Origin of the sequence: Mesorhizobium sp. B3-1-9 (genome assembly GCF_006439595.1) — a bacterium.
Lineage (GTDB): Bacteria > Pseudomonadota > Alphaproteobacteria > Rhizobiales > Rhizobiaceae > Mesorhizobium.
Genome location: NZ_VFTJ01000005.1, coordinates 252975 through 278881, shown reverse-complemented (window position 1 = coordinate 278881; position 25907 = coordinate 252975). Strand labels below are relative to the sequence as shown.

Genomic DNA, 25907 nt, shown 5'->3' with positions numbered 1-25907 from the left:
TTTTCCCGCAAAAGCTCAACTGGCCGTCCCGATCCCTGTCCAAAATGACGCGGTGCAGCGATTGAAAACAGCCTTGCAGATTTATATCGTATTACGATATTAGGCCGCCTGAAACCGGACGGCCTTCGCGCCGCCAGAAAGTTCAGGCTCCCAAAATGAAACCTGCTCACGCCGGCAACGGCAATCTCCGCGACTTCACGACCGATCCGCGTGTTCTGCTGATCGCGGCCATTGCCGTCGTGGTGGCGACCGCTGGGCTCTTCGCCGGCATCGTACTTCTGCAGCTCATCCGTCTTGCCACCAACATCGCCTATTTCGGCCAGTTCTCGCTGGCCGAACTCAAGCTCGAGGACTCGCCGCTGGGCTATGCCGCCGTGATCGTCCCGGTGATCGGCGCGCTGATCATCGGCCTGATGGCGCGCTTCGGCAGCGAGAAGATCCGCGGCCACGGCATTCCCGAGGCCATCGAGGCGATCCTGCTCGGGCGCTCGCGGCTCGACGCCAAGGTCGCGGTGCTGAAGCCGCTGTCTTCGGCGATCTCGATCGGCTCGGGCGGACCGTTCGGCGCCGAAGGCCCGATCATCATGACCGGCGGCGCCATCGGCTCGCTGATCGCGCAGATGCTGCCGGTCAGCGACAATGAGCGCAAGACGCTGCTGGTGGCGGGTGCGGCGGCCGGCATGACGACGGTTTTCGGCACGCCGATCGCCGCCATCATGCTCGCCGTCGAATTGCTCCTGTTCGAGTGGACGCCGCGCAGCTTCATCCCTGTCGCCGTCGCGGCAATCGTCGCGGAAGTCGAACGCAGCTTGCTGCACCTGCCGGGTCCGATCTTTCCGTTCTCGGGCAGCATGGAGGTCTCGATTGCAGGATTGGGCGGCTGGGTGCTGGTGGGCATTGCCGCCGGGCTGCTTTCGGGCCTGCTGACGCAACTGGTCTATGCCTGCGAGGACGCCTTCCTGAAGCTGCCGATACACTGGATGTGGTGGCCGATGATCGGCGGCCTGGTGGTCGGCATCGGCGGCCTGATCGAGCCGCACGCGCTTGGCGTCGGCTACGACAACATCGCCAATATGCTCGACGGCCGCACCGTCGCCACCGCCGCGCTGCTGCTTCTGGTGGTGAAGGCCATCATCTGGTCGGTGGCTCTGGGGTCCGGGACCTCGGGCGGCGTGCTGGCGCCGCTGCTCATCATGGGCGGAGCGATGGGTGCGGTGCTCTCGGGCATCCTGCCCGAGGCAAGCCCCGGCTTCTGGCCGCTGCTGGCGATGGCCGCGACCATGGGCGGCACCATGCGCGCGCCGTTGACCGCGACTTTCTTCGCTACCGAGCTCACCGGCAACACGCATGTCCTGGTGCCGCTGATCGCGGCCTGCGCCACCGCCCACGCGGTCACCGTGCTGTTGATGAAGCGCTCGATCCTGACCGAAAAAGTGGCGCGACGCGGGCATCACCTCGTGCGCGAATACCGCGTCGACCCTTTCGCTTTGACAAGGGTCAAGGAAGTGATGACGACGAAGGTCGAGAGCGTGCCGGCGACGATGACGCTGCACGGCGCGGCAACGTTCCTGACCGCGCCGGACACCCGGCACCCGAGCTTCCCGGTGGTCAACGGGGAGGGGCATGTGCTCGGCGTCATCGATCCGCCCGCGATCCTGCGCTGGCGGCGCGCCGGCAAGCATCGCAGCACGACGCTCGGCGAATTGCTCGCCGGCAGCAAGATCACGCTGGCTTATCCGGACGAATATCTGGAGGCGCTTTCCGACAAGCTTCTGCTCGCCAACGTCTCGCATCTGCCGGTCGTCTCACGCGACGATGAACGGCTTGTCGGCTATATCGGCTGGAAAGACATGATGCGGGTAAGGTCGAAAAAGCAGGCGGAGGAGCGCGACCGGTCGGCCCTGCTCAGCTTCGGCGCCAAGCGCAAGGCAGGGCAAAGCGTGGGCGATCCGGCTTAGGCATCACGGCGCCGCGCCGCCGCGCTTCGCCCAGGCCAGCACATAGAGCCTCAGCGCGGACGACAGGTTGGCGTCGCGGGTGCGCGTCTCGTCGATCTCCGCGACCAGGGCCGCGAGCGACAGCGAGCGTTGCCCGGCGATGGCGATGAGATCGTCATAAAAAGGCTGTTCCAGGGAAAAGCTGGTGCGGTGACCGCGGATCGTTACCGAACGTTTTTCGACCGCGGCCATTGCAGGGACTCAGCGCTCGCCGGGGTCGTCGGGTTTTTCCCGGCGATGGCCGGCCACGAATTTCTCGGCCTTTTCCGATGCCAGCCGGTCACGCTCGCGCTCCGTCTTCGAGCGGCCGTGCAGCGCCCGGTTCTCGCCGGCCTGACGTTCTTTCTCGATGCGCGCTTTCTGCTTGCGGGCCTGGCGGAGATTGACGACCTCGCCCATGGCGCTGGCTACTTCTTGCGGAACGCGTCGAGCGAAACGACGTCAGCGCCCTTGCCGCCGGTCTCGGCGACCGCCGGCTTCTTCTCGGCCTCGGCGGCCTTCTTTTTGGATTCCGGCTTCTTCTCGGGGACGACGGCGACCGGCTCGGGCGCCGGAGCGGCGGCCTCGTCTTCGGCGCTCTCCGTCTTGACGTCGAATTCGAGCTCGAAATTGACCGACGGATCGTAGAAGCCGCGTACGGCGGAGAAGGGGATTTCGAGCTTTTCCGGCACATCGGAGAAGGAAAGTCCGACCTCGAAGCCGGCATCCGTCACCTTCAGGTCCCAATACTGGAACTGGATGACGATGGTCATCTGCTCCGGATAGCGCTCGCGCAGCCTGGACGAGATGCGCACGCCCGGCGCGCCGGTCAGGAAGGTGATGAAGAAATGATGATTGCCCGGAAGGCCCGTGCGCGCGACTTCGGCCAGGACCTTGCGCATGACGCCGCGCAGAGCCTCCTGGGCCAGAATGTCGTAGCGGATGTGGTCGTCGGCCATCTGATGGTCGGGTTCCGTTGAATCGTCCGCATAGCTGTAATCAAGCTTGAGCGCGGCGTAAACCGCATATAGGCGCAAAGCCGTGAGGCCAAGAGGGGCGCCGGCGATTTGATCGCTCAGGCGTGAACGAGCGCCGCCTGTTTGCCGGCTGGCAATTTCTTCCTGGCGAAGGCGCCGAGAAAGGTCCGCACACCGTTGGCGGCGGAGCGCAGCACCTCTTCCTCGGTCGGTGCGCCGCCCAGCATGAAAGTGATCTGAAGCTCGGCGTTGACGAGGGCGAGGAACTGACGCGCCGCGACGTCGGGGTCGCCGATCGACAGGTGACCGGCGAAGGCAAGCCGGGCGAAGCGCGCGGCAAGCGCCGACCAGGTGCGGCCCGGGCCTTGTTCGCGCCATTCGGCAAACAGTTCCGGATAGCGCTCGCCTTCGGCCTGGATCAGCTTGCGCAGGAAACGGCCGTCGCGGTTGCAGATGCAGTTGCGGTTCATGCGCACCGCAAAGGCGACCAGGTCGGCTTCCAGGTCCGTAGGCTGGTCGGGAAAGGTGGCGATGGTGGCAAAGATGCCGGCATTGCAGCGCTCCGTCAGGTCGCGCACGACGGCGACGAAGAGCTTTTCCTTGTCGCCGTGATGGTTGTAGACGGTCTGGCGTGAAACGCCGGCCTCGGCCGCGATCAGGTCAATATTGGCGCCGGCATAGCCTTCCCGACAAAAAACCGAAGCAGCAGCCTCCACCACCGACACCCGCTTGGCCTCGTGGCTGCGTGGCGGGAAAGTGTCAGGAGAAATGCCGTGTTTCATGAAAATCTATATAGCGGTGATTGACGAATTGGACAAGCCTGTCTAAATTTGTGGACACGATAACGGGAAGTCTGCGCTACCGAGACGAAACAAGTTCGCTTTAGTGACGAATGAATTCGCTCTCAGGTGTCGGATTTCCGCGGGATGGAACGTCCTGGGTTCAGACGCCGATATTCGCGGCGGCAACCAGATCCGAAAAGAGCCTTATCATGAGTCCAAAATTCCTCCGCATCGCGGTCGTGCTCGGCTTGTTGTCCGCGATCGGCCCGTTTGCGATCGATATGTATCTCCCCGCGCTGCCTTCGATCGGCCAGGATCTGCATGCCGGCACAGCCGCCGTGCAGATGAGCCTGCTGATCTTCTTCCTGTCGATGGGCTTCGGGCAGATCGTCGTCGGCCCGATCTCCGACATGGTCGGCCGCAAGGCGCCGCTTTATGCCGGCCTTGCGCTGTTCATGGTCGGCGGCGTCGGCTCGGCGATGGCGCCGACCATCGAGTGGCTGATCGCCTTCCGCTTCCTGCAGGGGCTTGGCGCCAGCGCCGGCATGGCGGTGCCGCGCGCCATCGTGCGCGACCTGCACACCGGCAATGAAGCCGCCAAGCTGATGTCGCTTTTGATGCTGGTGTTCTCGGTGTCGCCGATTCTGGCGCCGCTGACCGGCAGCCAGATCATCGAGAGTTTCGGTTGGCGCGCCGTGTTCTGGACGGTGACGGGTGCCGCTGCTTTGGCCACCATCCTGCTTGCCACCTCGCTCAAGGAGACGCGGCCGGTCGAAGAGCGCGCCGGCTCGTCGTTCGGCACGGCGCTTGCCGGCTACCGCTACCTGATGGGCGACCGCAACTTCCTTGGCCTTGTGGCGATCGCGGGCTTCGGCATTGCGAGCTTCTTCGTCTATCTGTCAAGCTCGTCCTTCATCCTGATCGACCACTACGGCCTGTCGCCGTCGGTCTACAGTGTGTTCTTCTCGATCAACGCGGTCGCCTTCATCGGCATGTCGCAGCTGACCGGGATGCTGGCCGACCGTTTTGGTTTGAAGCGTGTCGTCTGGGTGGCGGTCACCGGCTATGCCACGGTCATGGTGGCGCTGTTCGCCATCATGGCCTCGGGTGTCGACCGGCTCGACGTGATGGCCGCGCTGCTCTTCGTCGGCTACGGCTTCCTTGGCCTGGTCATCCCGACAACCTCGGTGCTGGCGATGGAAGAACATGGCGAGATCGCCGGCACGGCCTCGGCGCTGATGGGCACGCTGCATTTCGCCATCGGCGCGCTGGCGATGGGCGTCGCCGGCATCTTCTTCGACGGCACGCCGCTGCCGATGGTGGCGGGCATAACGCTCTGCGCGGTGATTTCCTTCACGCTGGCCAAGCTGACGCTCGGCCGCGAGCGCGAAGCGGTCGAGGCGCCGGCGGAGTAGGCAATCACAGACAAGACAGAAAAGGCCGGGCGTGCCCGGCCTTTTTCATGTCTGTTGCAAGCCGGCCTGATCGATGACGAAGCGCAACCGTTCCTCGACCGGAGCGAGGGGCAACGGCACCAGTTCGTAACCGAGCTCCACATAGACGCCGGTCACCGAGCGGAATGTGCGCTCGGCCTCGTCGAGCGTCTGCTTGCGCTCCTCCTCCTGGGTGAAGATCTCCGGCCAGGATGGCGCGACGAAGACGCGGCGCGCGTAGCGGAATTTCCTCGCAGCGCTTGTGAGGTGGTCCGGCACCGGCAGGCCGCAGAGTCTGAGATAGCCAATGGTGTCGGGCGCGCCGCGGTCGAAGAAGACCGGGCCAGGAGGTTCGGCATGCGCGGCCTGCCAGGAGCGCAGCTCCCACGACAGCATCAGCTCGGCAAAGAGCGCGCGATCCTGCCAGGGTAGGGCAGGGCCGCCGATGGCCATCTGGTCGCGGATGATGCCGCGCCCGGCCTCAGGCGCCGTCGCGAAGCCCTGGGCCCGCAGCGCTTCGATCAAGGTGGTCTTGCCGGAACCTGGACCGCCGGTCAGCACGAAGAATCGGCCGCAATCGTTTTGCATCGCTTGTCCCTTGAGGATGGGCGGCAAGGCTGTACGCCGCGCATCAAGCGCCGGACGAGCCTTGGCCGTTCGGTTGGTGGGAAGAAGCAAAAGAGGGGAAGGTGGAGGTTTCTGTTGCCAGGTACCTCCGAACCCCGCCTAGAAGTGCGAACCGCTAGGGCTTGATTTGAAGCGTTCGCGCCGCATTAAGCAGCGAGACGAGCTTCCGCATAGTTGTCGTTGGCAACTATAAGTTTAGCCCGATGACGGTGGTACAATGCCGGGCAAAAGTACGATCTTTACACCTTCGTCGATCCTATTTCGCCCCCAGCAAAAGCCGCTCCGTCAGCCAGAGCGGTTTTTGGTGGAGGCGCCGGGTACCGCCCCCGGGTCCGAACGGCTTATTTCATCGCCTGTTTATCGCCATAGTCGGTCAAGCCGACGAAACGAATATAGGGATCGATAACGGAAAAAGAAAGGCCAAACCGGCGCTTGTCCGGTTATGCCAAACTGCGCAGCCAAGGGTTGACTTGCGCGCCCACTCAATCAAATCTCGCTGCCGGTGAGGAGTCTCTGATCTAACGCACAGGTTGCGTAGCGCGCCACAACCCTCACCGATCGGATCGGTGGCGCCGACGAGGGGAAGTTTGATGGCCGACTATCTTGCGGATGTGAAGAAATACGATGCCGGCGCCAGCGCCGACGCGGTCGATAAGATCGTCAAGCATCTGGGCATTGCGCTCAGGAACCGCGATTCTTCGCTGGTATCCTGCACCGACCCGAAGGAACTCGACCGCGTGCGGGAGAACTGGATCGGCAAGAAGCTCGGCATCGCGGATGCCGCAAAGGCGAATGCCTCGATCGAGAAGACCTGCAAGGCGATGCATGCCGACAACACCAAGAGCCGCGTGACCTTCTACTATCTGGTCGCCAAGGACCTCGGCAAACTCGGATCTCTGTAAGGCACTGCCATCCGGCGGCCGGCACGAAACCGTGCCGGCGCCGTTGGTTTTTGGCGCGACCCACATCCGTGCCTGCTTTGCGGTGTTCGACGGGCTGTCGGTCGGGTATGATTGCCTGTTACTCGAATCGAGGCGGAGCCGATGCGCCAATATCTCGACCTGTTGAAGCATGTGCTGGAAAACGGCGCCGACCGCGGCGATCGCACCGGGACAGGCACGCGCTCGGTATTCGGCTACCAGATGCGCTTCGATCTTTCGCGCGGCTTTCCGGTCACGACGACGAAGAAGCTGCATCTGAAATCGATTATCCACGAACTTCTCTGGTTCCTGGCCGGCGACACCAACATCAAATATCTCAACGACCATGGCGTCACCATCTGGGACGAATGGGCCGACGAGAATGGCGATCTTGGACCGGTCTACGGCAAGCAATGGCGCTCATGGCCGGACGGGCATGGCGGCGAGATCGACCAGATCGCGGGCCTTTTGAAGGAGATACGCAGGAATCCTAACTCGCGCCGGCTGATCGTCTCGGCCTGGAACCCGGCCGAAGTCGAGGCGATGGCGCTGCCGCCCTGCCATTGCCTGTTCCAGTTCTATGTCTCGGAGGGCAGGCTCTCGTGCCAGCTTTACCAACGCTCGGCCGATATCTTCCTCGGCGTGCCATTCAACATCGCTTCCTATGCCTTGCTCACCATGATGGTGGCGCAGGTGACCGGGCTGAAGCCCGGCGATTTCGTCCACACGCTCGGCGACGCGCATCTTTATTCGAACCATTTCGAGCAGGCGCGCGAGCAGATGCTGCGCACGCCCAAGGCCTTACCAACGATGTGGATCAATCCGGAGGTGAAAGACCTCTTCGCCTTCCGCTTCGAGGATTTCCGGCTCGAGAATTATTTCGCGGATGCGAGCATCAAGGCGCCGATCGCCGTATGAGCCAGCCTTCGGCTCAGTCGATGCCGACCATGACGTCCGAGGCCTTGATTACCGCATAGGCCTGCTTGCCTTTTTCGAGCGCGAGGTCGGCGACCGCTTCGTTGGTGATCGGGCGGTGACGATGACGCCGCCGCCGATGTCGATCCTGACATGCGAGGTGGTGGCTCCCTTGACGATCTCGGTGACCTTACCCTTGAGGATGTTGCGGGCGCTGACCTTCATGCGTCTCTCCTTAAAGCTTCGCCGTTCCGTTTCGCATTCATCGTAGGCCGAGACCACGACGGCGCACAATGTCATGGCAGGCGAAAAGCCTTCCCTTGTTATGTTCATGCGGATATATCGATGCGGGGCTTTGGGCCGTACGGATTGAAACCAGGGAGAGATTCCATGACGGGCAAGGGTTTTGGGTTGAAGGCGGCAGCTATTGGCGGTCTGGCGACAATGCTGATGGCGGCGGTACCGGCGGCCCATGCCGACGACAAGGTGATCGTATTTGCCGCGGCGAGCCTCAAGGACGCGCTCGACGCGGTCAACAAGGCCTGCGAGCCGGAAGTCGGCGAAGCCGCCACCATTTCCTATGCGGCGAGCTCGGCCCTGGCCAAGCAGATCGAAGGCGGCGCGCCGGCCGACGTTTTCGTCTCGGCCGACCTCGACTGGATGAAGTATCTCTCCGACAAGAAGCTGACCAAGCCGGATACCGAAGTGAAGCTGCTCGGCAACCAGATCGTGCTGGTGGCGCCGAAGGATTCCACGGTCGAGACCAGGGTCGAGAAGGGCTTCGACCTCGCCAAGCTGATCGGCGACGGCAAGCTTGCCATGGGCGATTTCAAAGCCGTGCCGGCCGGCAAATACGGCAAGGCGGCGCTGGAATCGCTGGGCGTCTGGTCGTCGGTCGAAGGCAAGGTCGCGCAGGCCGAGAATGTGCGCGCCGCACTGAAGCTGGTGTCGACGGGCGAGGCCCCGCTTGGCATCGTCTATGCCACCGACGCGCATGCCGAAAAGGGCGTCAAGGTCGTCGGCAACTTCCCGGAAGATTCGCATCCGCCGATCATCTACCCGATTGCCCAGACCGCGGATTCGAAGGACAAGGATACGGCTGCCTTCCTGAAATGCGTCGAGTCGGCCAAGGCCGCCGAGATCTTCAAGGAGCAGGGTTTTACGGTGCTCGCGCCGAGCAACTGAGAAAGACCTCGCAGACATCGCTATGAATTGGCTGCTGGACCTCACTCCCGACGAATGGAATGCGGTCCGGCTGTCGATCAAGGTGGCTACGGTGGCGATGCTCGCCAGCCTGCCGCCCGGCATCCTGCTCGCGCTCCTGCTCGCGCGGGGGCGTTTCTGGGGCAAGACCCTGCTCAACGGGCTGGTGCATCTGCCGCTGATCCTGCCGCCGGTGGTGACCGGCTATCTGCTCTTGCTCACCTTCGGCCGGCGTGGCCCGGCCGGCGCCTTCCTTGCCGAGCATTTCGGCATCGTCTTCTCGTTCCGCTGGACGGGCGCGGCATTGGCCTGCGGGGTGATGGGCTTTCCGCTGATGGTGCGGGCCATCCGGCTCTCGATCGAGGCTGTCGACCGCAGAATCGAGGCGGCGGCCGGCACGCTCGGCGCCAATCCGCTCTGGGTGTTCGCCACCATCACGCTGCCGCTGATCCTGCCCGGCGTGATCGCAGGCGCGGTCCTTTCCTTCGCCAAGGCGATGGGCGAATTCGGCGCCACCATCACATTCGTCTCCAACATCCCCAACGAGACGCAGACGCTGCCCTCGGCGATCTACACCTTCACACAGGTGCCGGGCGGCGATGAAGGGGCGCTCAGGCTGACGCTGATCTCGATCGTCATCTCGATGGTCGCGCTGGTCGCTTCGGAAGTGTTGGCGCGGCGGGTCGGCCGGCGAATGGACATCGAATGACGCTCTCCGTCGATATCCGGCATCGGCTCGGCGATTTCGCCGTGGAGGCGCGTTTCGAGAGCGCCGGCCGGCTGACGGCGCTGTTCGGGCCGTCCGGTTCGGGCAAGTCGACGCTGATCAATCTGATCGCGGGCCTGATCCGTCCGGACAAAGGCCGTATCTCGGTCGACGGCAAGGTGCTGGTCGACACCGCCGCGCGCATCTTCGTGCCGATGCACAAGCGGCGGATCGGCATGGTGTTCCAGGACGCGCGGCTGTTCCCGCATATGAGCGTCGCCGGCAATCTGCGCTACGGCCGCTGGTTCACGCCGGCTTCCGAGCGCTACGCCAAGATGGACGCGGTGGTCGACCTGCTCGGCATCGGTCGCCTGCTCGACCGGCGGCCGGCGAAACTGTCGGGCGGCGAAAGGCAGCGGGTCGCGATCGGCCGCGCGCTGCTTACCAGCCCGAAAATGCTTCTGATGGACGAACCGCTCGCCTCGCTCGACGAGGCGCGCAAGGCCGAGATCCTTCCCTATATCGAGCGGTTGCGCGACGAGACGAAGATCCCGATCGTCTATGTCAGCCATTCCGTCGCCGAGGTGGCGCGGCTGGCGAGCGACGTCATGGTGCTTTCGCAGGGCAAGGTTGCGGCGGCCGGCCCGACAGAGGCGATCATGCGGCGGCTCGACCTGTTGCCGGCGGAGGAACGCGGCGAGGGCGGTGCCGTGCTCGATACCAAGGTCCTGCGCCACGACGAGGCTTTCGGCATGACGGTGCTTGGCTCGCAGGCCGGCGAGATCCGCGTGCCGAAACTGGCGCGGCCGGCCGGTGCTTCGGTTCGCATACGCGTCCGCGCCCGCGACGTGATGGTCGCCATCGAGAAACCCGCCGGACTCAGCGCGCTCAATATCCTGGAGGGAACAATCGTCAGCATGAAGCCCGGCGAGGGGCCCGAGGTCGAAATCGGCATCGATTGCCACGGCGCGGTTGTGATCGCGCGGATCACGGAACAATCGCGGCAGGCGCTTGGTCTCAAGCTGGGAAGCGAGGTCTTCGCGGTCATCAAGACGGTGAGCTTCGATCGCGCAAACACCGGCGCCGGCCTGCCGGCCGAAGCCGACGTTTGAGGATCTCGATCATGTCGCTATGTATATTTGGAATAGCGCTTGCTTCGCATAGAGACTATTGTCGTGCCGTGGAAGCCGAGGAGATGAAATGCCGTCGCTCAGCCTGCGGATAAATCTCGACCCCGACGGCCGAATCGGCCCGGGCAAGATCGAACTTCTGGAGCAGATCGCCGCCTTCGGCTCGATCTCGGCCGCGGCGCGCGGCATGGAGATGTCCTACAAGCATGCCTGGGATCTGGTCGAAGACATGAACCGCGTGTTCGGCAAGCCGCTGGTCGCGGCGCAGACCGGCGGCCGCAAAGGCGGCGGCGCGCAATTGACATCGGTGGGTTTGGCGGTCGTCAGCCGGTTTCGCGCCATAGAGCGAGCCGCTTCATCGGCCGCCGCCATCCATATGCAGGCCCTGCAGGCGGAGATCGATGCGGGATGAGGGAATAGGCAGTAGGCAGTAGGCAGTAGGCAGTAGGCAGTAGGCAGTAGGCAGTAGGGTATGATGTCCTGGATGCTCGAAATCGAGGCCCCTATCGCCTCCATTATCTTACTACCTATTCCCTGCTGCCTACAGCCTAATCCCCTGGCTTCCTCAGCAGATAGGTGTCCATGATCCAGCCCTTCTTTCGCCGGGCTTCCTCGCGAACCCTTTCGATTTCGGCGCTGACATCGCCCAGCCGGCCGGAAATGACGATCTCATCCGGTGTGCCGAGGTAGGCGCCCCACTGGATGAGGACGTCTCGGTCCGCCAGCGTGTTGAAGGCGCATTTGCCGTCGAGCATGACCACGGTCGAGCCGGCATTGGCCGCCAGGCCTTCCTCGGTCAGCCGCCGGCCGGTGGTGACAAGAATCGAATCGCCGATGCGGTTGAGCGCGGTCGCGTGGGCGGCAGCCAGCGCCTGGATCGCGGTGATGCCGGGGACGACTTCGAGCTCGAAACCGACATTGCCTCTGAGGCGAACGCGTTCGAGGATACGCAGCGCGCTGTCATAGAGCGACGGATCGCCCCAGATGAGGAACGCGCCGCAACCGTCGTCGGCAAGCTCATCGCGGATCAAGGCCTCATAGATCTCGGCGATCGCCTCGTGCCAGTCGTCGACGGTTGCCCGGTAGGACGATGTCGGTTCGGCCCGGACCGGCACATCGAACTCGACCCGGCGCGATTTCGGATTGGTGACGAAGCGGTCGCATATCTGCCGGCGCAAATCCGCAAGATCGTTCTTCTTCGTTCCCTTGTCGGGAATGAACAGCACGTCGGCGCGGTTCAGGCCGTTGATGGCCTGTACAGTCATGTGGTCGGGATTGCCGGCGCCGATGCCGATGACGAGAAGCTTGCGCATGGCGCTCTCCTGCCCGATCGATGGCGCGGTGTCCAGAAGTCCGATGACGAAGGGCTTTGAAACGGCGCACTGAAACGGTAGATGAAAAGACGCCCGGTATCGCCGTCGAGGAGGGGTCCATGTTACGCACCGTACTGACCGCAGCGCTGGCAATCATGGCCGCTCCGGCCTTCGCCAATGATTCCGTCGCTGAGCTCGGCACCGGCGGCCTGATCCTGTCGCGCAGCAACGCCGTCGCCATGCAGAGCGAGGATCTTTTCATCTCGCCGGAGAAGGTGGCGGTCGACTATGTGTTCCGCAACAACACCGACAAGGATGTTAGCTCCATCGTCGCGTTCCCGATGCCCGACATCGAGGGCGATCCGAACGAGATGCCGGCGATCCCGGAAGCACAGAGCGACAATTTCCTCGGCTTCGAGGTGACGATCGGCGGCGTCGATGCGAAGCCGCAGCTGGAGCAAAGGGCGTTTGCGCTGGGCATCGACATCACCACGGACCTCAAGGCGCAGAACGTGCCGCTCTATCCGTTCGGCGACGCCGCCAAGGCGGCGCTGGCGAAGCTGCCCAAGGATGTCGCCGAGGATTGGGAAAACCGTGGCATCATCATCGAGGATACGGCCGATGACGGCTCGGGCATGCAAACCGCCTTTGCGCCGTTCTGGCAATTGCGCTCGACCTATTGGTGGCGCTCGACCTTCCCGGCCAACAAGGAAGTCCATGTTTCGCACCGCTACAAGCCCAGCGTCGGCGGCACCTCCTCGGTCAGCTTCTTCTATGATGGCCAGTTCCAGGGCCAGTATGCGGCCTACAAGACCCGCTATTGCATGGATCAGACATTCGAGAACGCGGTGCGCAAGGCGGCCAAGGCAAATCCGGATGGTTATCCGAAATATTACGAGAGCCGGATCGCCTACATCCTGACCACGGGGGGTAATTGGGCATCCGGCAATATCGGCAATTTCAAGCTGACGATCGACAAGGGCAACGTCAAAAACCTCGTCTCCTTCTGCGGCGACAATGTCAAAAAGGTCGGACCGACGACGTTCGAGATCACCGCGAAGGATTTCTATCCCGAGCGCGACATCGACATCCTGCTGCTGGAGCCGTCGGATAATGGCGGGAATGGCGGCTGATGGACATCGCGATCTATGTCGCCATCGCCGAAAACGGCGTGATCGGACGCGAAGGCGGCCTGCCGTGGCGGCTTTCCACCGATCTCAAGCGGTTCAAGGCCGACACGATGGGCAAGCCGATCATCATGGGCCGCAAGACCTATGAAGGCATCGGCCGGCCGCTGCCCGGCCGTCTCAACATCGTGGTGACGCGCGACAAAACCTGGCGGGCCGAGGGCATCGAGGTGGCCCACTCGCTGGATGACGCGGTCGCGCTGGCCAGGGTGCGCGGCCGCTGCATGGCGGGCGCGCAGGAGATCTGCGTGGTCGGTGGCGGCGAGATTTACGCCCAGGCTTTGCCGCTCGCCGACCGGCTGCATGTGACGCATGTGCTGGCCAGCGTCGATGGCGACGCGCATTTCCCGCCGATCGACCCAAATGTCTGGCAAGTCGTCAGCGCCGAGGATTTTCCCGCCGGCGAGAAGGACAGCCACGCCACGCGTTACACGGTTTACGAGCGCCGACGCGACGATCGTTGACGACGACAAAGGGTCGCTACCGATCCAAATCGCACGGAGACGATGACACATCGCGTTGAAAGCGGGTCAAGGCGTCCCTATAGAAGAACGATGTTGCAGCGGTACAGCGTCCAACCATACGCGCAAGAGGCCGACGTAATACTTTGATTTTGGCGCATGATTCCTTTTCGAAAACCGATATGGGTTTTCCGGGTCATGCGTTAGGATTGCGCCGCAAGGCCTGAGGGAACCGGAGCGAAAGGACATTCATGCCCTGGAACGACAAGAGCGGTGGCGGCGGCCCATGGGGCGGCGGCGGCAATCAGGGGCCCTGGGGGCAGGGACCAAAAGGGCCAAGCGGCCCGCAGGGTTCGCCCCCCGATCTTGAGGATATCATCCGCCGCGGCCAGGACAGGCTGCGGCGCGCGCTTCCGGGAGGCGGCGGCGCCAGCCCGGCCGTGCTCGGGTTGATCGCGCTGGCCCTCATCGTGCTGTGGGCCTTCAAGGCGATCTACACCGTGCAGCCCGACGAGGTTGCGGTCGAACTGCGCTTCGGCCAGCCGAAGACCGAGCTTTCGCAGCCAGGCCTGCATTTCCACTGGTGGCCGATCGAAACGGTCGAGACCGCAAAGATCTCCGAGCAGCTCGTCAGCATCGGCGGCGGCTCGAGCAGCGGCTCCGGGCTGATGCTCTCGGGCGACCAGAACATCGTCAACGTGCAGTTCTCGGTGGCCTACCAGGTCTCCGATCCCAAAGCCTATCTGTTCGATGTCTCCGATCCCGACGGCATGCTGACCCAGGTCGCCGAGAGCGCCATGCGCGAAGTCGTCGGCCGGCGGCCGGCGCAGGACATCTTCCGCGACGACCGCCAGGGCATCGCAACCGGGGTGCGCGAGATCATCCAGGGCACGCTCGACGGCTACAAGACCGGTCTCCAGGTCAACGCAGTCTCGATCGAGGACGCGGCACCACCGCGTGAGGTGGCCGACGCGTTCGACGAGGTGCAGCGCGCCGAGCAGGACGAGGACAAGTTCGTCGAGCAGGCCAACCAGTATTCCAACCAGAAGCTCGGCCAGGCGCGCGGCCAGGCGGCGCAGGTCCGCGAGGACGCCGCCGCCTACAAGAACCGCGTCGTGCAGGAGGCGGAAGGCGAGGCGCAGCGCTTCATCTCCGTCTACAACGAGTACGCCAAGGCGCCCGACGTCACGCGCAAGCGCCTTTATCTCGAAACCATGGAGAAGATCCTGAAGGACTCGAACAAAGTCGTCGTCGAACAGGGCAACGGTCAGGGCGTGCTGCCTTACCTGCCGCTGCCGGCATTGCAGCCGAAAGCACAGCCGGCGCCGGCCCCTATGGGCGGCGTCACGACGGGAGGTAACCAGTGATGGCCAACCGTCTTCCCATCATCGCCGTGATCGCGGCCGTCCTTCTGTTCCTGCTCTATTCGTCGGTGTTCGTGGTCAATGCCGGCCAGCAAGCCATCGTGCTCAGGTTCGGCGAGATCATCGACGTCAAGAGCGAGCCCGGCATCTACTTCAAGGCGCCGTTCGCCTTCTTCGATGCCGACAGCGTGCAAATGGTCGAGAAGCGGGTGATGCGCTTCGACCTCGACAACATCCGCGTCCAGGTTTCGGGCGGCAAGTTCTACGAGGTCGATGCCTTCATCGCCTACCGCATCTCGGATCCGCGCACCTTCCGCGCGGCGGTGTCCGGTCAGGTCGAACTGGCCGAAGCCCGCCTGAGGACGCGTCTCGATGCGGCGCTGCGCCGTGTCTACGGCCTGCGCGACTTCGAAGCCGCTCTTTCGGAAGAGCGCGGCAATATGATGCGCGAGGTGCGCGATCAGCTTCGTCCCGACGCGACCTCGCTCGGCCTCGACATCGAGGACGTGCGCATCCGCCGGACCGATCTGACGGCGGAGGTCTCGCAGCAGACCTATGACCGTATGAAGGCCGAGCGCCTGGCGGAAGCCGAGCGTCTGAGGGCCCGCGGCAACGAGGCGGCACAGCGCATCAGGGCGCGAGCCGACCGCGAGGTCGTCGAGATCATCGCCGAGGCGCAGAAGGAATCGGAAATCCTGCGCGGCGAGGGCGAGGCGCAGCGCAGCGCGACCTTCGCCGACGCCTACAAGCGCGATCCGGCCTTCTTCGACTTCTATCGCTCGATGAACGCCTACGGCACGGCGTTGGACAACACCGGAACGACGATGGTGCTCTCGCCCGAATCCGAGTTCTTCCGCTACTTCCGCGATCCGGACAGCAAGCCCGGGCCGGCACCTGCCGCGCCTGCGACGCCACCTGCAACGCAACCCGGCACCGCCCAGTAGCGGGCGGTGCAGGATTTTCTGGCCGCAATCGGCCTGGTCCTCGTGATCGAAGGGCTGGTCTATGGAGGGTTTCCGGCTTTGGCCCGGAAACTCGCTACTGAAGTGCTGTCGGTGCCGGAAAATGTGCTGCGGATCGGCGGGCTGGCGGCGATCGCCATCGGCGTCGGCATCGTCTGGCTGGTCCGCGGTTGATGAAATTCCTTGGTGCCGAAGCGATTGACGATTTATCTTCCGCCGATAGCTATAGCCGCAAACGTGCCTTATTTCTTGCCAACATGAATCGGACAGGCGCCTTTGCGGATGCGTCGTTCCTTTTCTGAAACACCGGGAGGCCACGATGATATCCGACACCCTGTTGCGCGCGGCGCGGCGCACCTTCTTCGCCGGCGCCACGGCATTCGCAGTCGGCATCGTTGCCGTTCCGTCCTTCGTGACGCCGACGATCGCCTCCGACGGTCCGCCTTCGGTCGCCGATCTGGCCGAGCGCCTGCTTGGCGCGGTGGTCAACATCTCGACTTCGCAAACGGTGAGAGGCACGGAAGGGCCGGGCGCGGTGCCGATGCCGCAGCTGCCAGAGGGCTCGCCGTTCCAGGACTTCTTCGACGATTTCTTCAAGAACCGTGGCGGCGACAAGGGCGGTGCCGCGCAGAAAGTGCAGTCGCTCGGCTCCGGCTTCGTCATCGACGCCGAGCAGGGCATCGTCGTGACCAACAACCATGTCATCGCCGATGCCGACGATATCGAGGTCAATTTCTCCGACGGCATCACGCTGAAGGCGACGCTGGTCGGCACCGACACCAAGACCGATGTCGCGGTGCTGAAGGTCGACCCCAAGGGCCACAAGCTGACGGCAGTGAAATTCGGCGATTCCACCAAGATGCGCGTCGGCGACTGGGTGATGGCGATCGGCAATCCGTTCGGCCTGGGCGGCACGGTCACGGTCGGCATCGTCTCGGCGCGCAACCGCGACATCAATTCCGGCCCCTATGACGATTTCATCCAGACCGATGCCGCCATCAACCGCGGCAATTCCGGCGGCCCGCTGTTCGACGCCGAGGGCGAAGTCATCGGCATCAACACGGCGATCATCTCGCCGTCGGGCGGGTCGATCGGCATCGGTTTCTCCATCCCCTCGCAGCTTGCCGCCGGCGTCGTCGACCAGCTTCGCCAGTATGGCGAGACGCGGCGCGGCTGGCTCGGCGTGCGCATCCAGCCGGTGACGGACGACATCGCCGAAAGCCTCGGCATGGCAACCGCCAAAGGTGCGCTGGTGGCCGGCGTCATCAAGGGCGGGCCGGTCGACAACGGTTCGGTGCAGGCCGGCGACGTCATCATCAAGTTCGACGGCAAGGACATCCACGAAATGCGCGACCTGCCGCGTGTCGTGGCCGAAAGCCCGGTCGGCAAGGCGGTCGACGTCGTCATCGTGCGCAAGGGCGTCGAGCAGACCGTCAAGGTGACGCTCGGACGGCTCGAGGACAGTGAGAAGCTGGCCAGCGGCGAGAACGGCAACACCGACCAGGACAAGGGCGACAAGGCGACGCCTCCGGTATCGACGGCTTCGGTGCTCGGCATGACGGTCGGCGAGCTCAACGACCAGACGCGGCAGAAGTTCGGCATCGCGGCCGACGTGTCCGGCGTGGTCATCACCGATGTCGCCAAGAATTCGGCGGCGGCCGAGCGCGGCATCCAGCCTGGCGAGGTGATCACCGAGATCGCGCAGGAATCGGTCGGCACGCCGAAGGACGTGATGGACCGGATCGGCGCGCTGAAGGAGCAAGGCCGCAAGAACGCGCTCTTGATGCTGGCTTCGAAGACCGGCGAACTGCGCTTCGTGACGATCCGGATGGATTGAGTCCGGCTTGCTAGCCCGGCCGAGTTGCTGGAAGGAACACGAACATGAGCAAGGCAACATATCCTTTGAAGCTGCCCCTCTCGGTCAAGGAAGCGGCGGCGCGCCTGGCAAAAGCGGACGGTGTCTCGCTCAATCAGTGATCGCCTCGGCCGTGGCACAAAAGATCGGTGCCATGGAGACTGCGGCCGATTTCCTACGCCGACGGGCGGGCAATGCATCCGGCGCGGATTTCGCCAGGATTCTCGATCAGCTCCCGGATGGTCCGCCACAGTCCGGAGACGAACGTTCTTCTGAGAGGCATTGATCAGATACGCCGTGCCTGCCAGTCCTCGCGCGACAACCTGTAGAGGACATGCCGCTTGAGATGCGGATGGCTATCGGGGACGGCGGGATGCTCGAAATCGGCGGCGGGATCGGCTCGCATGCCGAGCCGCTTCATGACAGCGATGGAGCGATGATTGTCAGCAACCGCGAACGACACGATTTCGCCGACGCCAAGCGTTCCGAAGCCATAGGCGAGCCAAGCTTCCGACGCCTCGGTAACGTAGCCCTTGCCCCAGAATTCGGGTGCCAGCCGCCAGCCGATCTCGATGGTGCCGGGCGCCAGCACGTCGATGTCTTCCGTTCCGGACAAACCGACAAAGCCGATGCATTCGCCGGTCGCGGCAATCTCGGCCGCGGCGAAGCCGTAGCCATCCTCATCGATCCAGGCGCGGACCTCGTCCATCTTGGCATCCGCCGCGGCACGGTCGCGGCGGAACGGGAAGAATTCCATCACGCGCTCGTCGGAGTTGATGCGATGGAAAAGCGCGCGGTCGCGCTCTTCCCAATTGCGCAGGATGAGACGCTCGGTGCGTATCGGCGTCATTGGAGACCTCACAAGACGAATTCATCCCGGCGGTAGCCCTGGAGATAGAGCAGCGCCGTCAGATCGCCATGGTCGATGCAGATGCGGGCCTGTTCCGCCACCGCCGGCTTGGCGTGAAGCGCGACGCCGGTGCCGGCAAGGCGGATCATATCGAGGTCGTTGGCGCCGTCGCCGACGGCGATGGCATCCTCGGTCGTCAGTCCGAGCCGCGCCGCGATATCGAGCAGCGCTTCGGCCTTGGCGGCGCGGCCGAGGATCGGCTCGGCCACCATGCCGGTGAATGTGCCGTCTTTCTCGATCAGCCGGTTGGCCCGGTTTTCCTGGAAACCCAGCATGGCGGCGATGCGGCTGGTGAAGACGTCGAAGCCGCCGGAGACCAGCGCCGTCCAAGCCCCGTTGGCGCGCATCGTTTGCACCAGGGCGCGGCCGCCGGCCGCGAGCGTCAGCCGGTTGGCGATGATGCGGTCGACCACGGCGGTATTGAGGCCCCTCAGCAGGGCGACGCGCTCGCGCAAGGCGGGCTCGAAGGCGATCTCGCCATTCATCGAGCGCGCGGTGATCGCCGCGACATGATCCTTGACGCCGATCTCGTCGGCGAGCTCGTCGATGCATTCCTGGTCGATCATGGTCGAATCCATATCGGCGAGCAGTATCTTCTTGCGCCTGCCTTCGGCGGGCTGGACGATGACATCGACCGGCTCGGAAGCCAATGCAGCGCGCAGATTGGCGGTCATTTCGCCGATATCCGGCGTCTGCGGCAAAACGAGATCGCAGGCGATGTCCTCGGCCAGCCAATCAACGGCGCTTGCGCCGGCGGCCCGCAAGGCCATATTCGCAAGCGAGGCCGGCACGGCGCGGGCTTCTGGACGGGATACTAAAGTGGCGATCAGCGGCATCGAACATTCCGGCAGGCAGGCGGGCGAAGGCCGCGTCAAGAACGCGATCCTGATAGCCGGGCCGACAGCCAGCGGCAAGTCGGCGCTGGCGCTCGATCTCGCCGAACGCGACGGCGGCGTCATCGTCAACACCGATTCCATGCAGGGCTATTCGGTGCTCGATGTCCTGACGGCGCGGCCGAGCGCCGCTGAAATGGCACGCGCGCCGCATTTCCTTTACGGCCATGTCCATCCCTCCACGGCCTATTCCACTGGCGCCTGGCTGCGCGACGTGACGAAGCTGATAGAAGACGGCGTGCTGTCGGGCCGACCGGTCGTTTTCGTCGGCGGCACCGGGCTCTATTTCCGCGCGCTGGCCGAAGGCATCTCGGACATGCCGGATATTCCGGCCTCCGTCCGCGAGCGCTGGCGCTACGAGCTCAAGGAACAAGGGGCCGAAAGGCTGCATCGCCTGCTGATGCGTGAGGATTCGACCGCCGCCATGCAGCTCAGGCCGACCGATGGCCAGCGTATCGTGCGGGCACTCGAGGTGCTCGACGCTTCGGGGCGCTCGATCCTGGAATGGCAGGCGGCGCGCGGCCGGCCGCTGATCGATCGCGACAGCGCGCGTTTCCTGGTCATCGAGCCGGACCGGCAGCAACTGGTGCGGCGCATCGAGGCACGTTTCGACCAGATGCTCGACAAAGGCGCGCTCGACGAAGTGCGCCGGCTCATCGCGCTCGGCCTCGACGCGGATCTGCCGGCGATGAAAGCGATCGGCGTGCGCGAGCTGCAAGCGGCAATGGCCGGACAGTCGGGTTTTCCCGATGCGATCGAACGCGCCAAGATCGCGACCCGGCAGTATGCCAAGCGCCAGTCGACCTGGTTCAGGCACCAGCTGGGCGCGGAGTGGCGCAGGCTGCGGCCGGGCGACGAACCGGCGCTCCCGGACTGACGAAAAGCTTTTTCAATCAGCACCTTAAAATCCCTGGCTCTAATTCTCGCCAAGGTTGTCCGGGTTAACTGTCCGTAAGGTCCGCCATGCCATAACCTCAAGGCTTGCAGTGCCGCGGGGAGTAGATGCGTTTCCATAAGGCGGAATCCGCATTTTTTGTCTTTATTTTCGTGATCCTGGCCGCGGGCCTGGTGACCTTCCACGCCTATGGCCAATTGCAGGACATCGCCGCCGATCTCGATACCGCATCGCGCGTCGACAAAATCGTCTATCTCAACAAACTGCTGTTCGTCACCGGGGCGCTGCTGGCGACCGCGCTGTTCTTCGGCACCTTCTTCATCTACCCGCTGATCCGCGGCCAGGTGCGGGAAGAGGGCAAGCTCAGGGCCATGACGGTTTCGCTCAGCGCCCGTTCGCAGACGCTCGAGCAGGCGGCGCTCACCGATGGTCTTACCGGAATGCAGAACCGTCGCTATTTCGACGATGCGCTGCGCGAATATCTCCACGAGTTTCGCCGCATCGACAGGCCGGTCGGACTGATGATCCTCGATCTCGATCATTTCAAACAGGTCAACGACACGCATGGGCATGACGTCGGCGACGAGGTGTTGAGGGCCGTCGCCGCGTGTCTGAGGGGCATGACGCGTTATCACGATGTGGTGGCGCGGCTGGGCGGCGAGGAATTTGCCGTCGTCACCCCCAACATGGATGTCGAATTGCTCGCCAGGTTCGCCGAACGCATCCGCAAGGCGATCGCCAACATGTCCATCATGTCGGGCAATGTGCGGCTGAAGGTCACCACCAGCGTCGGCCTTGCCGTCTGGGACCACAAGGAGAGCGCGGAGGATTTCTACCGCCGCGCCGACCGCCAGCTCTATGAGGCGAAGAAGCAAGGCCGCAACCGCGTCTGCGCCTAAAATCTCATCATCAAATTCGTGAGGCTGGCCGTCTGGAGGCGCTTTCTGCGCTTCCGGTGCTCACGGACCCAAATGTCCGCTCCGCTCCGGTTCTCGAAAACGGCTCCAGCCGACTCAGCCTGACGAATTTCCTGACGAGATTTACCCATTCAAGCGGGGCTTCAGGCAGAGCGGAAACTCAGTCGTTCAGCGGGCGCATGCCGAAGGTCGAGGGCTTCAGGCCGTAGCGAGTGTCGAAGTCGTCGTCCGGCTGCACGCGCGGGGCGTTGGCCGGCTTCTTGTAGTCCGGGTCGCCGGCCTGGCGGGTCGAGTCCACGGTCTCGGCGAAGGCCATGGACTGCTGCGGCTTCGGCACGTTGCGAAGCCGCTCGACGATCATGGCCAGATCGACGTCGCTGCCATCCACGGAGGGCTCGACCTGCTCGCCTTTCGCGGTGCCGGGGATGAATTGTTGCGGCAGCTTCTCGAATTTCAGCCGCATGGTCGTCGCCACGCCTTCGCCGAAAGCGATGGCTTCGCGTTGCCCCATCGAGGACAGGAAAGCCAGCGTCGAGGCCGAGGAGTCGGCGATCGCCGAGCGGATGATCGCTTGGTCCTGCTCGTTGGCGAGGCGCATGGCGAAAAAGGTAGAGCATTGCGACAGGATGGTCGGGTCGAGCTCGCCCGGGCGCTGGGTGACGACGCCGAGATAACAGCCATATTTGCGGCCTTCCTTGGCGATACGCGACAGCGCGTGGCGCGTCGGCGCGAAGCCGAGACGCGGATCGGCCGGCATATAGCGGTGGGCTTCCTCGCAAAGCAGGAGCAGCCTCAGCCGGCCCTCGCTCCACAAGGCCAGGTCGAAGGCCAGGCGCGCCAGCACCGAGCAGACCGAATTGACGACTTCCGAAGGCATGCCCGCCATCTCGAAGCAGGTGACCGGGCGGCCATGGCTGGGGACGCGGAAAATGTTGCCGATCGTTTCGTGGATGGTGTCCTCGATTAGCCGCGAATTGAACATGAAGCGGTAGCGCGGATCGGCCGCCGCCGATTCGATGCGCGTTTTCAGCGACTTCAAAGTCGGGCGGTCGTTCTTGCTTTCGAGCAGGCCCATGCGCTCGTCGATCTGCTTGATGAGATCGGCCATGCGGTAGGGCACCGGCGTGTCCGCGGTCAGCGCGTCGCTGCCGCGCCTGACATAGGTGCCGGAATTCGGGTTGCGATAAAGGTTCTTGGCGGCCGGGATCAGGTCGCGCAGGACATCCACTTCCTCGGGCACCGTCTCGCGGCCGCGAAACAGCACTTCGGCGAACTCTTCCAGCCTGAACATCCAGAACGGCAGGTCGAGCGTCTTGGAATCGACCTTGACGCAATATTCCGGCAGCGAGCCGGCGAACTCGTTGTGCGGGTCGAGGATGAGCACGCGCAGGTCCGGGCGCGCCTCGATCGTTTTGCGCAACAGCAGCGACACCGCCGTCGATTTGCCGACGCCGGTGGTGCCGACGATGGCGAAATGACGCGCCAGCGTATCGTCGATGGCGATGTGGGCATCGATCGACTCATCCTGCGACAGCGTGCCGATGGTCACCGAATGGCGCCCGGCCAGATCGTAGACCGCCTGCAGGTCGCGGCTGCGGATGCTGTGGGCAATGGCGCCGATATGCGGATAAGTGGTGATGCCGCGGTCGAACACCGGCTTGGCGCCGGGCTCGGCGCCGTCGCGTACCTCGCCGACCAGTTCGACGCTGACCTCGATCGGGTTCTGCCCTTCGTGGTTCCAGGCAAGGTCCGATTTGCCGATGGCATAGACAAGGCCGACCGTTCGTGTCGAACCGAGATTGATGGAGATCATCTTGCCGACGGTCCAGAGGCCGGTGACCGCGCCTTCGGTGTCTTCCGCATGGGCGCTGATGGTGGCGCGCGCGCCGTCGCATTGCACGACATTGCCCAGAACGCGCTTGTCGTTCTGCTGGATGTTGCGGCGCTCCTGCGAAGTCGGTTCGCCAACGGAGGCTTCGCGTTCAACAAACATAATGCCGTGGTCCCATTCCCCTGGAGCGGCAACCCTATCCAACCGGGGTTAAAGTCAGGTGAGGTCGAATGGTGTAGGCAGCGTTAAGCCAGCCGCGACAATTCGAGCGAACAACCCCTTCCCAGCGTGTGGAATTCCGATATATTGGACTAATGGATGATATATCGAACGACATCAGTGCCACGATCGGCAGACGGATGCGCGCCGAGAGGACGGTGAGGGGCTGGTCGCTGGCCGAATTGGCCGAGCGCTCGGACGTTTCGAAGGCGATGCTGAGCGCCATCGAACGCGGTACGACCAGTCCGACCGCGGCGCTCCTGGTGCGCATCGCGGCGGCTTTCGGCATGACGCTGTCGACGCTGATCGCACGAGCCGAGATGCAGGGCGGCGGCGTTTCGCGCAAGGACGAGCAGCCGGTCTGGCAGGATCCGGCAACCGGTTACATCAGACGTCACCTGTCGCCGGCATCGCAGATGCCGCTCGAACTGATCAGGGTCAGCCTGCCGGCGGGCGCCAAGGTCAGCCTTCCAGCCGCATCCTACACCTTCATCAAGCAGCAGGTATGGCTGATCGACGGAAGGCTGGACTTCACCGAGGGCGATTTGGTGCACAGGCTCGAGCCCGGCGACTGCCTGGCGCTGGGGGCGCCCTCGGATTGTGTCTTTCATGCTCCCGGACCGGATGCGGCGGAGTACCTCGTGGCGCTGGTCAGGGACTGATTGCGATGTCTCGCCGGCCAAAGCGCTCGCATAATGGCGGGCCGCCGCTCGACGACTATGACGGCCCGCCCTGGGGCAAGGGCGACGCCTATATCTTCCTCGCCTGGCGCGCCGCTCACGCCAAGGCCTGGAAGGCGTCAAGCCACGCCGTCATGCTGATGCGGCTGGAACGGGCCGAGCGGCTCGGGCTGACCTATGAGGAATATACGCTCGAGATCCTGGAGCGCGGGCGCCATCTCAGCGAGGACGACGCCGACCGTATCGCCGAAATCAGGCGGGCGCGCCGACGCAAGCGAACCAGCCATTTCGAATGACCTCGTTCCCGAGACCTCTGGAGAGCACCAGAATGAACTCCCTTGAAATCCGGGCGTTGATCCACGACGCGGCGACCGTAGCCCAACTGTCCGCTCTCTTGATCGAGACGGTCGCCGCCGGCGGATCGGTGAGCTTCATGCATCCGCTGTCGCTGGAAGCGGCGCGGGACTTCTGGCGCAAGTCGCTTGCCGGGGCCAAGCGCGGCGAACGGGCGGTGCTCGGTGCATGGCAGGGCGGGGCGCTTGCCGGCACAGTCACGCTGCTGCTCGACTTCCCGCCCAATCAACCGCACCGCGCCGAGATCGCGAAGCTGATGACCGGCCGCGACCATCGCGGCAAAGGCGTCGCGACCGGGCTGATGCGGGCAGCGGAGAAATTGGCCGTCGAGAAAGGTCGTACGCTGCTGGTGCTGGACACGGCGAGCGAAGGGGGCGCGGCCGGGCTTTATGAGAACCTGGGTTTCACGCTGACCGGTGAGATCCCCGATTTCGCGCTCAAGCCACATGGCGGGCTGACCGGCACCCTTATATACTGGAAGCGGATAGGGATCGCGGCCGACGCGCTATCCCGAAATCCTGGCGATGCGCGACAGGAGCCAGCGGCGGAAATCCTGCTCGGCGCCGGACAATCGCGACGATGACGATCTTGTCAGGAAATGGCCCGATGGGCTCGAAAGCTCGAAACCCGATAGCCTGACGAGAGCCTTTTCCTTGAGAGCCGTGTCGATGAGCGGCCGCGAGCCGAGCAGCGCTCCGGCGCCGGCCTTCGCGGCTTCCATGGCGGCGACGAAACTGTCGAAGCGATGCGAGCGCCGGGAATGACCGACGAGCCCCGCGGCGGCAAACCATTCCGCCCACATTTCGCGCGCGCCTGCCACCAGGAGCAGCGGCAATGATGTCCAATCGGCGTCTCGGGCGAGCGGCGGAGCCGCGACCGGAACGAGCCGCTCGACGGTCAGCCGGTCGGCCTCGCGACCGGGAAAGGACCCGTTGCCGAAGCGTATGTCGAGCGCCGAGCCCGGCTGGTCGTAGTCGGTCGGCCGATGGATGGTCACAAGATCGAGCCTGACGCGCGGCAGCGCCTTTGTCAGGTCGGGAAGAGCCGGTACCAGCACGAGCAGTGCGAAGGAAATGGGAACACGTATGCTGACGGTCTGCACGGCGCGCGGCTCGAACAGCTCTTTCGTGCTGTTGCCGATGGTCGCGAATGCCGACTGGATGTGGGGGAGATAGGCCGCGCCTTCCGGCGACAGCGCCACGCCGCGCGCCAGGCGCGCGAACAATCGCGTCTTCAGCCGCTCTTCCAGGAAACGGATATGCTGGCTGACCGCAGCCTGGGTGAGCCCGAGCTCGGCGGCCGCGGCGGTGAAATTCGACAGGCGGGCGGCGGCCTCGAAACTGCGCAGCCAGTCGAGTGGAGGCATCGTGTCGAAAGCTTTTCCAGCCATCACAAAT

The 25907-nt window shown here is 64.1% G+C and carries 29 protein-coding genes, 1 other RNA gene and 1 pseudogene; 19 read left to right on the top strand and 12 right to left on the bottom strand.

Annotated features, from left to right (window positions below; genetic code table 11):
- Positions 1-155 precede the first annotated feature (155 nt).
- Positions 156-1958 carry a chloride channel protein gene (locus tag FJW07_RS11860; protein ID WP_140856557.1) on the top strand — a complete coding sequence of 601 codons (1803 nt, stop codon included), beginning with the start codon at positions 156-158 and terminating at the stop codon, positions 1956-1958.
- Between the two features lie 3 nt (positions 1959-1961).
- Here FJW07_RS11860 and FJW07_RS11855 read toward each other — a convergent pair whose 3' ends face one another.
- The 4 genes from FJW07_RS11855 to FJW07_RS11840 all read right to left on the bottom strand — a co-directional run bounded on the left by FJW07_RS11855 (position 1962) and on the right by FJW07_RS11840 (position 3735).
- Positions 1962-2189, bottom strand: a complete 228-nt coding sequence (locus FJW07_RS11855; RefSeq protein WP_140655086.1) for a ribbon-helix-helix domain-containing protein — start codon at positions 2187-2189, stop codon at positions 1962-1964.
- Positions 2190-2198: 9 nt separating this feature from the next.
- On the bottom strand, positions 2199-2396 hold the full coding sequence (locus FJW07_RS11850) for a DUF4169 family protein (RefSeq protein ID WP_140674572.1): 198 nt from the start codon (positions 2394-2396) through the stop codon (positions 2199-2201).
- Between the two features lie 8 nt (positions 2397-2404).
- A complete protein-coding gene (locus tag FJW07_RS11845) occupies positions 2405-2935 on the bottom strand; it encodes an SspB family protein (protein ID WP_140644157.1) in 531 nt (176 codons plus the stop codon).
- A 116-nt stretch (positions 2936-3051) separates the two neighbouring features.
- Positions 3052-3735 carry a TetR/AcrR family transcriptional regulator gene (locus FJW07_RS11840; RefSeq protein WP_140856555.1) on the bottom strand — a complete coding sequence of 228 codons (684 nt, stop codon included), beginning with the start codon at positions 3733-3735 and terminating at the stop codon, positions 3052-3054.
- Positions 3736-3944: 209 nt separating this feature from the next.
- On the opposite strand from FJW07_RS11840, the gene FJW07_RS11835 reads away from it, so the two are divergent.
- Positions 3945-5150: a multidrug effflux MFS transporter gene (locus FJW07_RS11835; protein ID WP_140655092.1), complete on the top strand. Its 1206-nt coding sequence runs from the start codon at positions 3945-3947 to the stop codon at positions 5148-5150.
- Between the two features lie 45 nt (positions 5151-5195).
- Here the strand turns inward: FJW07_RS11835 and FJW07_RS11830 are convergent, their stop codons facing one another.
- Together FJW07_RS11830 and ssrA are read right to left on the bottom strand one after the other, a co-directional pair.
- Positions 5196-5756 carry an AAA family ATPase gene (locus tag FJW07_RS11830; protein WP_140856553.1) on the bottom strand — a complete coding sequence of 187 codons (561 nt, stop codon included), beginning with the start codon at positions 5754-5756 and terminating at the stop codon, positions 5196-5198.
- A 100-nt stretch (positions 5757-5856) separates the two neighbouring features.
- Positions 5857-6217, bottom strand: a transfer-messenger RNA (tmRNA) gene (gene ssrA, locus FJW07_RS11825).
- Positions 6218-6385: 168 nt separating this feature from the next.
- Here ssrA and FJW07_RS11820 point away from each other — a divergent pair.
- On the top strand, positions 6386-6697 hold the full coding sequence (locus FJW07_RS11820; RefSeq protein ID WP_140644165.1) for a DUF2853 family protein: 312 nt from the start codon (positions 6386-6388) through the stop codon (positions 6695-6697).
- A 141-nt stretch (positions 6698-6838) separates the two neighbouring features.
- Positions 6839-7633 (top strand): thymidylate synthase, encoded by a 795-nt coding sequence (locus FJW07_RS11815; protein WP_140856552.1) that lies wholly within the window; start codon positions 6839-6841, stop codon positions 7631-7633.
- A 13-nt stretch (positions 7634-7646) separates the two neighbouring features.
- Here the strand turns inward: FJW07_RS11815 and FJW07_RS11810 are convergent.
- A pseudogene (locus FJW07_RS11810) lies at positions 7647-7855 on the bottom strand (molybdopterin-binding protein).
- A 165-nt stretch (positions 7856-8020) separates the two neighbouring features.
- Between FJW07_RS11810 and modA the strand changes: the two are divergent.
- From modA to FJW07_RS11790, 4 genes are all read left to right on the top strand, one after another.
- Positions 8021-8815, top strand: a complete 795-nt coding sequence (modA, locus tag FJW07_RS11805; protein WP_140856550.1) for a molybdate ABC transporter substrate-binding protein — start codon at positions 8021-8023, stop codon at positions 8813-8815.
- A 22-nt stretch (positions 8816-8837) separates the two neighbouring features.
- Complete coding sequence (gene modB / locus FJW07_RS11800) at positions 8838-9542, top strand: molybdate ABC transporter permease subunit (protein ID WP_140644173.1); 705 nt, start codon at positions 8838-8840, stop codon at positions 9540-9542.
- Complete coding sequence (modC, locus tag FJW07_RS11795) at positions 9539-10651, top strand: molybdenum ABC transporter ATP-binding protein (protein ID WP_140856549.1); 1113 nt, start codon at positions 9539-9541, stop codon at positions 10649-10651. Before modB ends, modC begins: the two co-directional genes overlap by 4 nt.
- An 88-nt stretch (positions 10652-10739) precedes the next feature.
- Positions 10740-11081, top strand: coding sequence for a winged helix-turn-helix domain-containing protein (locus tag FJW07_RS11790; RefSeq protein ID WP_140755223.1), 342 nt, complete (start codon positions 10740-10742; stop codon positions 11079-11081).
- Positions 11082-11217: 136 nt separating this feature from the next.
- On the opposite strand, the gene cobF is transcribed toward FJW07_RS11790, so the two are convergent.
- The gene (cobF, locus tag FJW07_RS11785) at positions 11218-11982 is read right to left on the bottom strand and encodes a precorrin-6A synthase (deacetylating) (protein ID WP_140856547.1); all 765 of its coding nucleotides are present in this window, start codon (positions 11980-11982) and stop codon (positions 11218-11220) included.
- 119 nt (positions 11983-12101) lie between these two features.
- Here cobF and FJW07_RS11780 point away from each other — a divergent pair, with 119 nt between their 5' ends.
- The 6 genes from FJW07_RS11780 (at position 12102) to FJW07_RS11755 (ending at position 17793) form a co-directional block, all read left to right on the top strand.
- Positions 12102-13115 (top strand): DUF4424 domain-containing protein, encoded by a 1014-nt coding sequence (locus tag FJW07_RS11780; RefSeq protein ID WP_140856545.1) that lies wholly within the window; start codon positions 12102-12104, stop codon positions 13113-13115.
- Positions 13115-13633, top strand: a complete 519-nt coding sequence (locus FJW07_RS11775) for a dihydrofolate reductase (RefSeq protein ID WP_140856543.1) — start codon at positions 13115-13117, stop codon at positions 13631-13633. Before FJW07_RS11780 ends, FJW07_RS11775 begins: the two co-directional genes overlap by 1 nt.
- Before the next feature lie 248 nt (positions 13634-13881).
- Positions 13882-14997 (top strand): FtsH protease activity modulator HflK, encoded by a 1116-nt coding sequence (gene hflK / locus FJW07_RS11770; protein ID WP_140644185.1) that lies wholly within the window; start codon positions 13882-13884, stop codon positions 14995-14997.
- Positions 14997-15938 carry a protease modulator HflC gene (locus tag FJW07_RS11765; RefSeq protein WP_140655123.1) on the top strand — a complete coding sequence of 314 codons (942 nt, stop codon included), beginning with the start codon at positions 14997-14999 and terminating at the stop codon, positions 15936-15938. The genes hflK and FJW07_RS11765 overlap by 1 nt, the downstream gene beginning before the upstream one ends.
- A 6-nt stretch (positions 15939-15944) precedes the next feature.
- Positions 15945-16130 (top strand): DUF2065 domain-containing protein, encoded by a 186-nt coding sequence (locus FJW07_RS11760; RefSeq protein WP_140644189.1) that lies wholly within the window; start codon positions 15945-15947, stop codon positions 16128-16130.
- A gap of 145 nt (positions 16131-16275) precedes the next feature.
- On the top strand, positions 16276-17793 hold the full coding sequence (locus tag FJW07_RS11755; protein ID WP_140856541.1) for a DegQ family serine endoprotease: 1518 nt from the start codon (positions 16276-16278) through the stop codon (positions 17791-17793).
- Between the two features lie 304 nt (positions 17794-18097).
- Here FJW07_RS11755 and FJW07_RS11745 read toward each other — a convergent pair whose 3' ends face one another.
- Both FJW07_RS11745 and serB read right to left on the bottom strand, forming a co-directional pair.
- Entirely contained in the window at positions 18098-18661 is a 564-nt protein-coding gene (locus tag FJW07_RS11745; protein WP_140785560.1) for a GNAT family N-acetyltransferase, read from the bottom strand.
- Positions 18662-18669: 8 nt separating this feature from the next.
- Complete coding sequence (gene serB, locus FJW07_RS11740) at positions 18670-19557, bottom strand: phosphoserine phosphatase SerB (RefSeq protein ID WP_140785561.1); 888 nt, start codon at positions 19555-19557, stop codon at positions 18670-18672.
- On the opposite strand from serB, the gene miaA reads away from it, so the two are divergent.
- A complete protein-coding gene (gene miaA / locus FJW07_RS11735) occupies positions 19547-20491 on the top strand; it encodes a tRNA (adenosine(37)-N6)-dimethylallyltransferase MiaA (RefSeq protein WP_140856713.1) in 945 nt (314 codons plus the stop codon). The genes serB and miaA overlap by 11 nt on opposite strands.
- A 125-nt stretch (positions 20492-20616) precedes the next feature.
- Entirely contained in the window at positions 20617-21408 is a 792-nt protein-coding gene (locus FJW07_RS11730; protein WP_140655136.1) for a GGDEF domain-containing protein, read from the top strand.
- Between the two features lie 178 nt (positions 21409-21586).
- Here the strand turns inward: FJW07_RS11730 and FJW07_RS11725 are convergent, their stop codons facing one another.
- Entirely contained in the window at positions 21587-23419 is a 1833-nt protein-coding gene (locus FJW07_RS11725; protein ID WP_140856539.1) for an ATP-binding protein, read from the bottom strand.
- Positions 23420-23571: 152 nt separating this feature from the next.
- Here FJW07_RS11725 and FJW07_RS11720 point away from each other — a divergent pair, with 152 nt between their 5' ends.
- From FJW07_RS11720 to FJW07_RS11710, 3 genes are read left to right on the top strand one after another with little or no spacing between them, the layout of a single operon-like run.
- A complete protein-coding gene (locus FJW07_RS11720) occupies positions 23572-24138 on the top strand; it encodes an XRE family transcriptional regulator (RefSeq protein WP_140856538.1) in 567 nt (188 codons plus the stop codon).
- Between the two features lie 5 nt (positions 24139-24143).
- A complete protein-coding gene (locus tag FJW07_RS11715; RefSeq protein ID WP_140856536.1) occupies positions 24144-24452 on the top strand; it encodes a hypothetical protein in 309 nt (102 codons plus the stop codon).
- 32 nt (positions 24453-24484) lie between these two features.
- On the top strand, positions 24485-25093 hold the full coding sequence (locus FJW07_RS11710; RefSeq protein ID WP_140856534.1) for a GNAT family N-acetyltransferase: 609 nt from the start codon (positions 24485-24487) through the stop codon (positions 25091-25093).
- Here FJW07_RS11710 and FJW07_RS11705 read toward each other — a convergent pair.
- On the bottom strand, positions 25016-25900 hold the full coding sequence (locus FJW07_RS11705) for a LysR family transcriptional regulator (protein ID WP_246680737.1): 885 nt from the start codon (positions 25898-25900) through the stop codon (positions 25016-25018). The genes FJW07_RS11710 and FJW07_RS11705 overlap by 78 nt on opposite strands.
- Between the last annotated feature and the right edge of the window lie 7 nt (positions 25901-25907).

Excerpts from the sequence above, each read along its gene's own strand:
- FJW07_RS11860 (WP_140856557.1), top strand. The coding sequence starts at position 156 with ATGAAACCTGCTCACGCCGGCAACGGCAATCTCCGCGACTTCACGACC.
- FJW07_RS11855 (WP_140655086.1), bottom strand. The coding sequence starts at position 2,189 with ATGGCCGCGGTCGAAAAACGTTCGGTAACGATCCGCGGTCACCGCACC.
- FJW07_RS11850 (WP_140674572.1), bottom strand. The coding sequence starts at position 2,396 with ATGGGCGAGGTCGTCAATCTCCGCCAGGCCCGCAAGCAGAAAGCGCGC.
- FJW07_RS11845 (WP_140644157.1), bottom strand. The coding sequence starts at position 2,935 with ATGGCCGACGACCACATCCGCTACGACATTCTGGCCCAGGAGGCTCTG.
- FJW07_RS11840 (WP_140856555.1), bottom strand. The coding sequence starts at position 3,735 with ATGAAACACGGCATTTCTCCTGACACTTTCCCGCCACGCAGCCACGAG.
- FJW07_RS11835 (WP_140655092.1), top strand. The coding sequence starts at position 3,945 with ATGAGTCCAAAATTCCTCCGCATCGCGGTCGTGCTCGGCTTGTTGTCC.
- FJW07_RS11830 (WP_140856553.1), bottom strand. The coding sequence starts at position 5,756 with ATGCAAAACGATTGCGGCCGATTCTTCGTGCTGACCGGCGGTCCAGGT.
- FJW07_RS11820 (WP_140644165.1), top strand. The coding sequence starts at position 6,386 with ATGGCCGACTATCTTGCGGATGTGAAGAAATACGATGCCGGCGCCAGC.
- FJW07_RS11815 (WP_140856552.1), top strand. The coding sequence starts at position 6,839 with ATGCGCCAATATCTCGACCTGTTGAAGCATGTGCTGGAAAACGGCGCC.
- modA (WP_140856550.1), top strand. The coding sequence starts at position 8,021 with ATGACGGGCAAGGGTTTTGGGTTGAAGGCGGCAGCTATTGGCGGTCTG.
- modB (WP_140644173.1), top strand. The coding sequence starts at position 8,838 with ATGAATTGGCTGCTGGACCTCACTCCCGACGAATGGAATGCGGTCCGG.
- modC (WP_140856549.1), top strand. The coding sequence starts at position 9,539 with ATGACGCTCTCCGTCGATATCCGGCATCGGCTCGGCGATTTCGCCGTG.
- FJW07_RS11790 (WP_140755223.1), top strand. The coding sequence starts at position 10,740 with ATGCCGTCGCTCAGCCTGCGGATAAATCTCGACCCCGACGGCCGAATC.
- cobF (WP_140856547.1), bottom strand. The coding sequence starts at position 11,982 with ATGCGCAAGCTTCTCGTCATCGGCATCGGCGCCGGCAATCCCGACCAC.
- FJW07_RS11780 (WP_140856545.1), top strand. The coding sequence starts at position 12,102 with ATGTTACGCACCGTACTGACCGCAGCGCTGGCAATCATGGCCGCTCCG.
- FJW07_RS11775 (WP_140856543.1), top strand. The coding sequence starts at position 13,115 with ATGGACATCGCGATCTATGTCGCCATCGCCGAAAACGGCGTGATCGGA.
- hflK (WP_140644185.1), top strand. The coding sequence starts at position 13,882 with ATGCCCTGGAACGACAAGAGCGGTGGCGGCGGCCCATGGGGCGGCGGC.
- FJW07_RS11765 (WP_140655123.1), top strand. The coding sequence starts at position 14,997 with ATGGCCAACCGTCTTCCCATCATCGCCGTGATCGCGGCCGTCCTTCTG.
- FJW07_RS11755 (WP_140856541.1), top strand. The coding sequence starts at position 16,276 with ATGATATCCGACACCCTGTTGCGCGCGGCGCGGCGCACCTTCTTCGCC.
- FJW07_RS11745 (WP_140785560.1), bottom strand. The coding sequence starts at position 18,661 with ATGACGCCGATACGCACCGAGCGTCTCATCCTGCGCAATTGGGAAGAG.
- serB (WP_140785561.1), bottom strand. The coding sequence starts at position 19,557 with ATGCCGCTGATCGCCACTTTAGTATCCCGTCCAGAAGCCCGCGCCGTG.
- FJW07_RS11730 (WP_140655136.1), top strand. The coding sequence starts at position 20,617 with ATGCGTTTCCATAAGGCGGAATCCGCATTTTTTGTCTTTATTTTCGTG.
- FJW07_RS11725 (WP_140856539.1), bottom strand. The coding sequence starts at position 23,419 with ATGTTTGTTGAACGCGAAGCCTCCGTTGGCGAACCGACTTCGCAGGAG.
- FJW07_RS11720 (WP_140856538.1), top strand. The coding sequence starts at position 23,572 with ATGGATGATATATCGAACGACATCAGTGCCACGATCGGCAGACGGATG.
- FJW07_RS11715 (WP_140856536.1), top strand. The coding sequence starts at position 24,144 with ATGTCTCGCCGGCCAAAGCGCTCGCATAATGGCGGGCCGCCGCTCGAC.
- FJW07_RS11710 (WP_140856534.1), top strand. The coding sequence starts at position 24,485 with ATGAACTCCCTTGAAATCCGGGCGTTGATCCACGACGCGGCGACCGTA.
- FJW07_RS11705 (WP_246680737.1), bottom strand. The coding sequence starts at position 25,900 with ATGGCTGGAAAAGCTTTCGACACGATGCCTCCACTCGACTGGCTGCGC.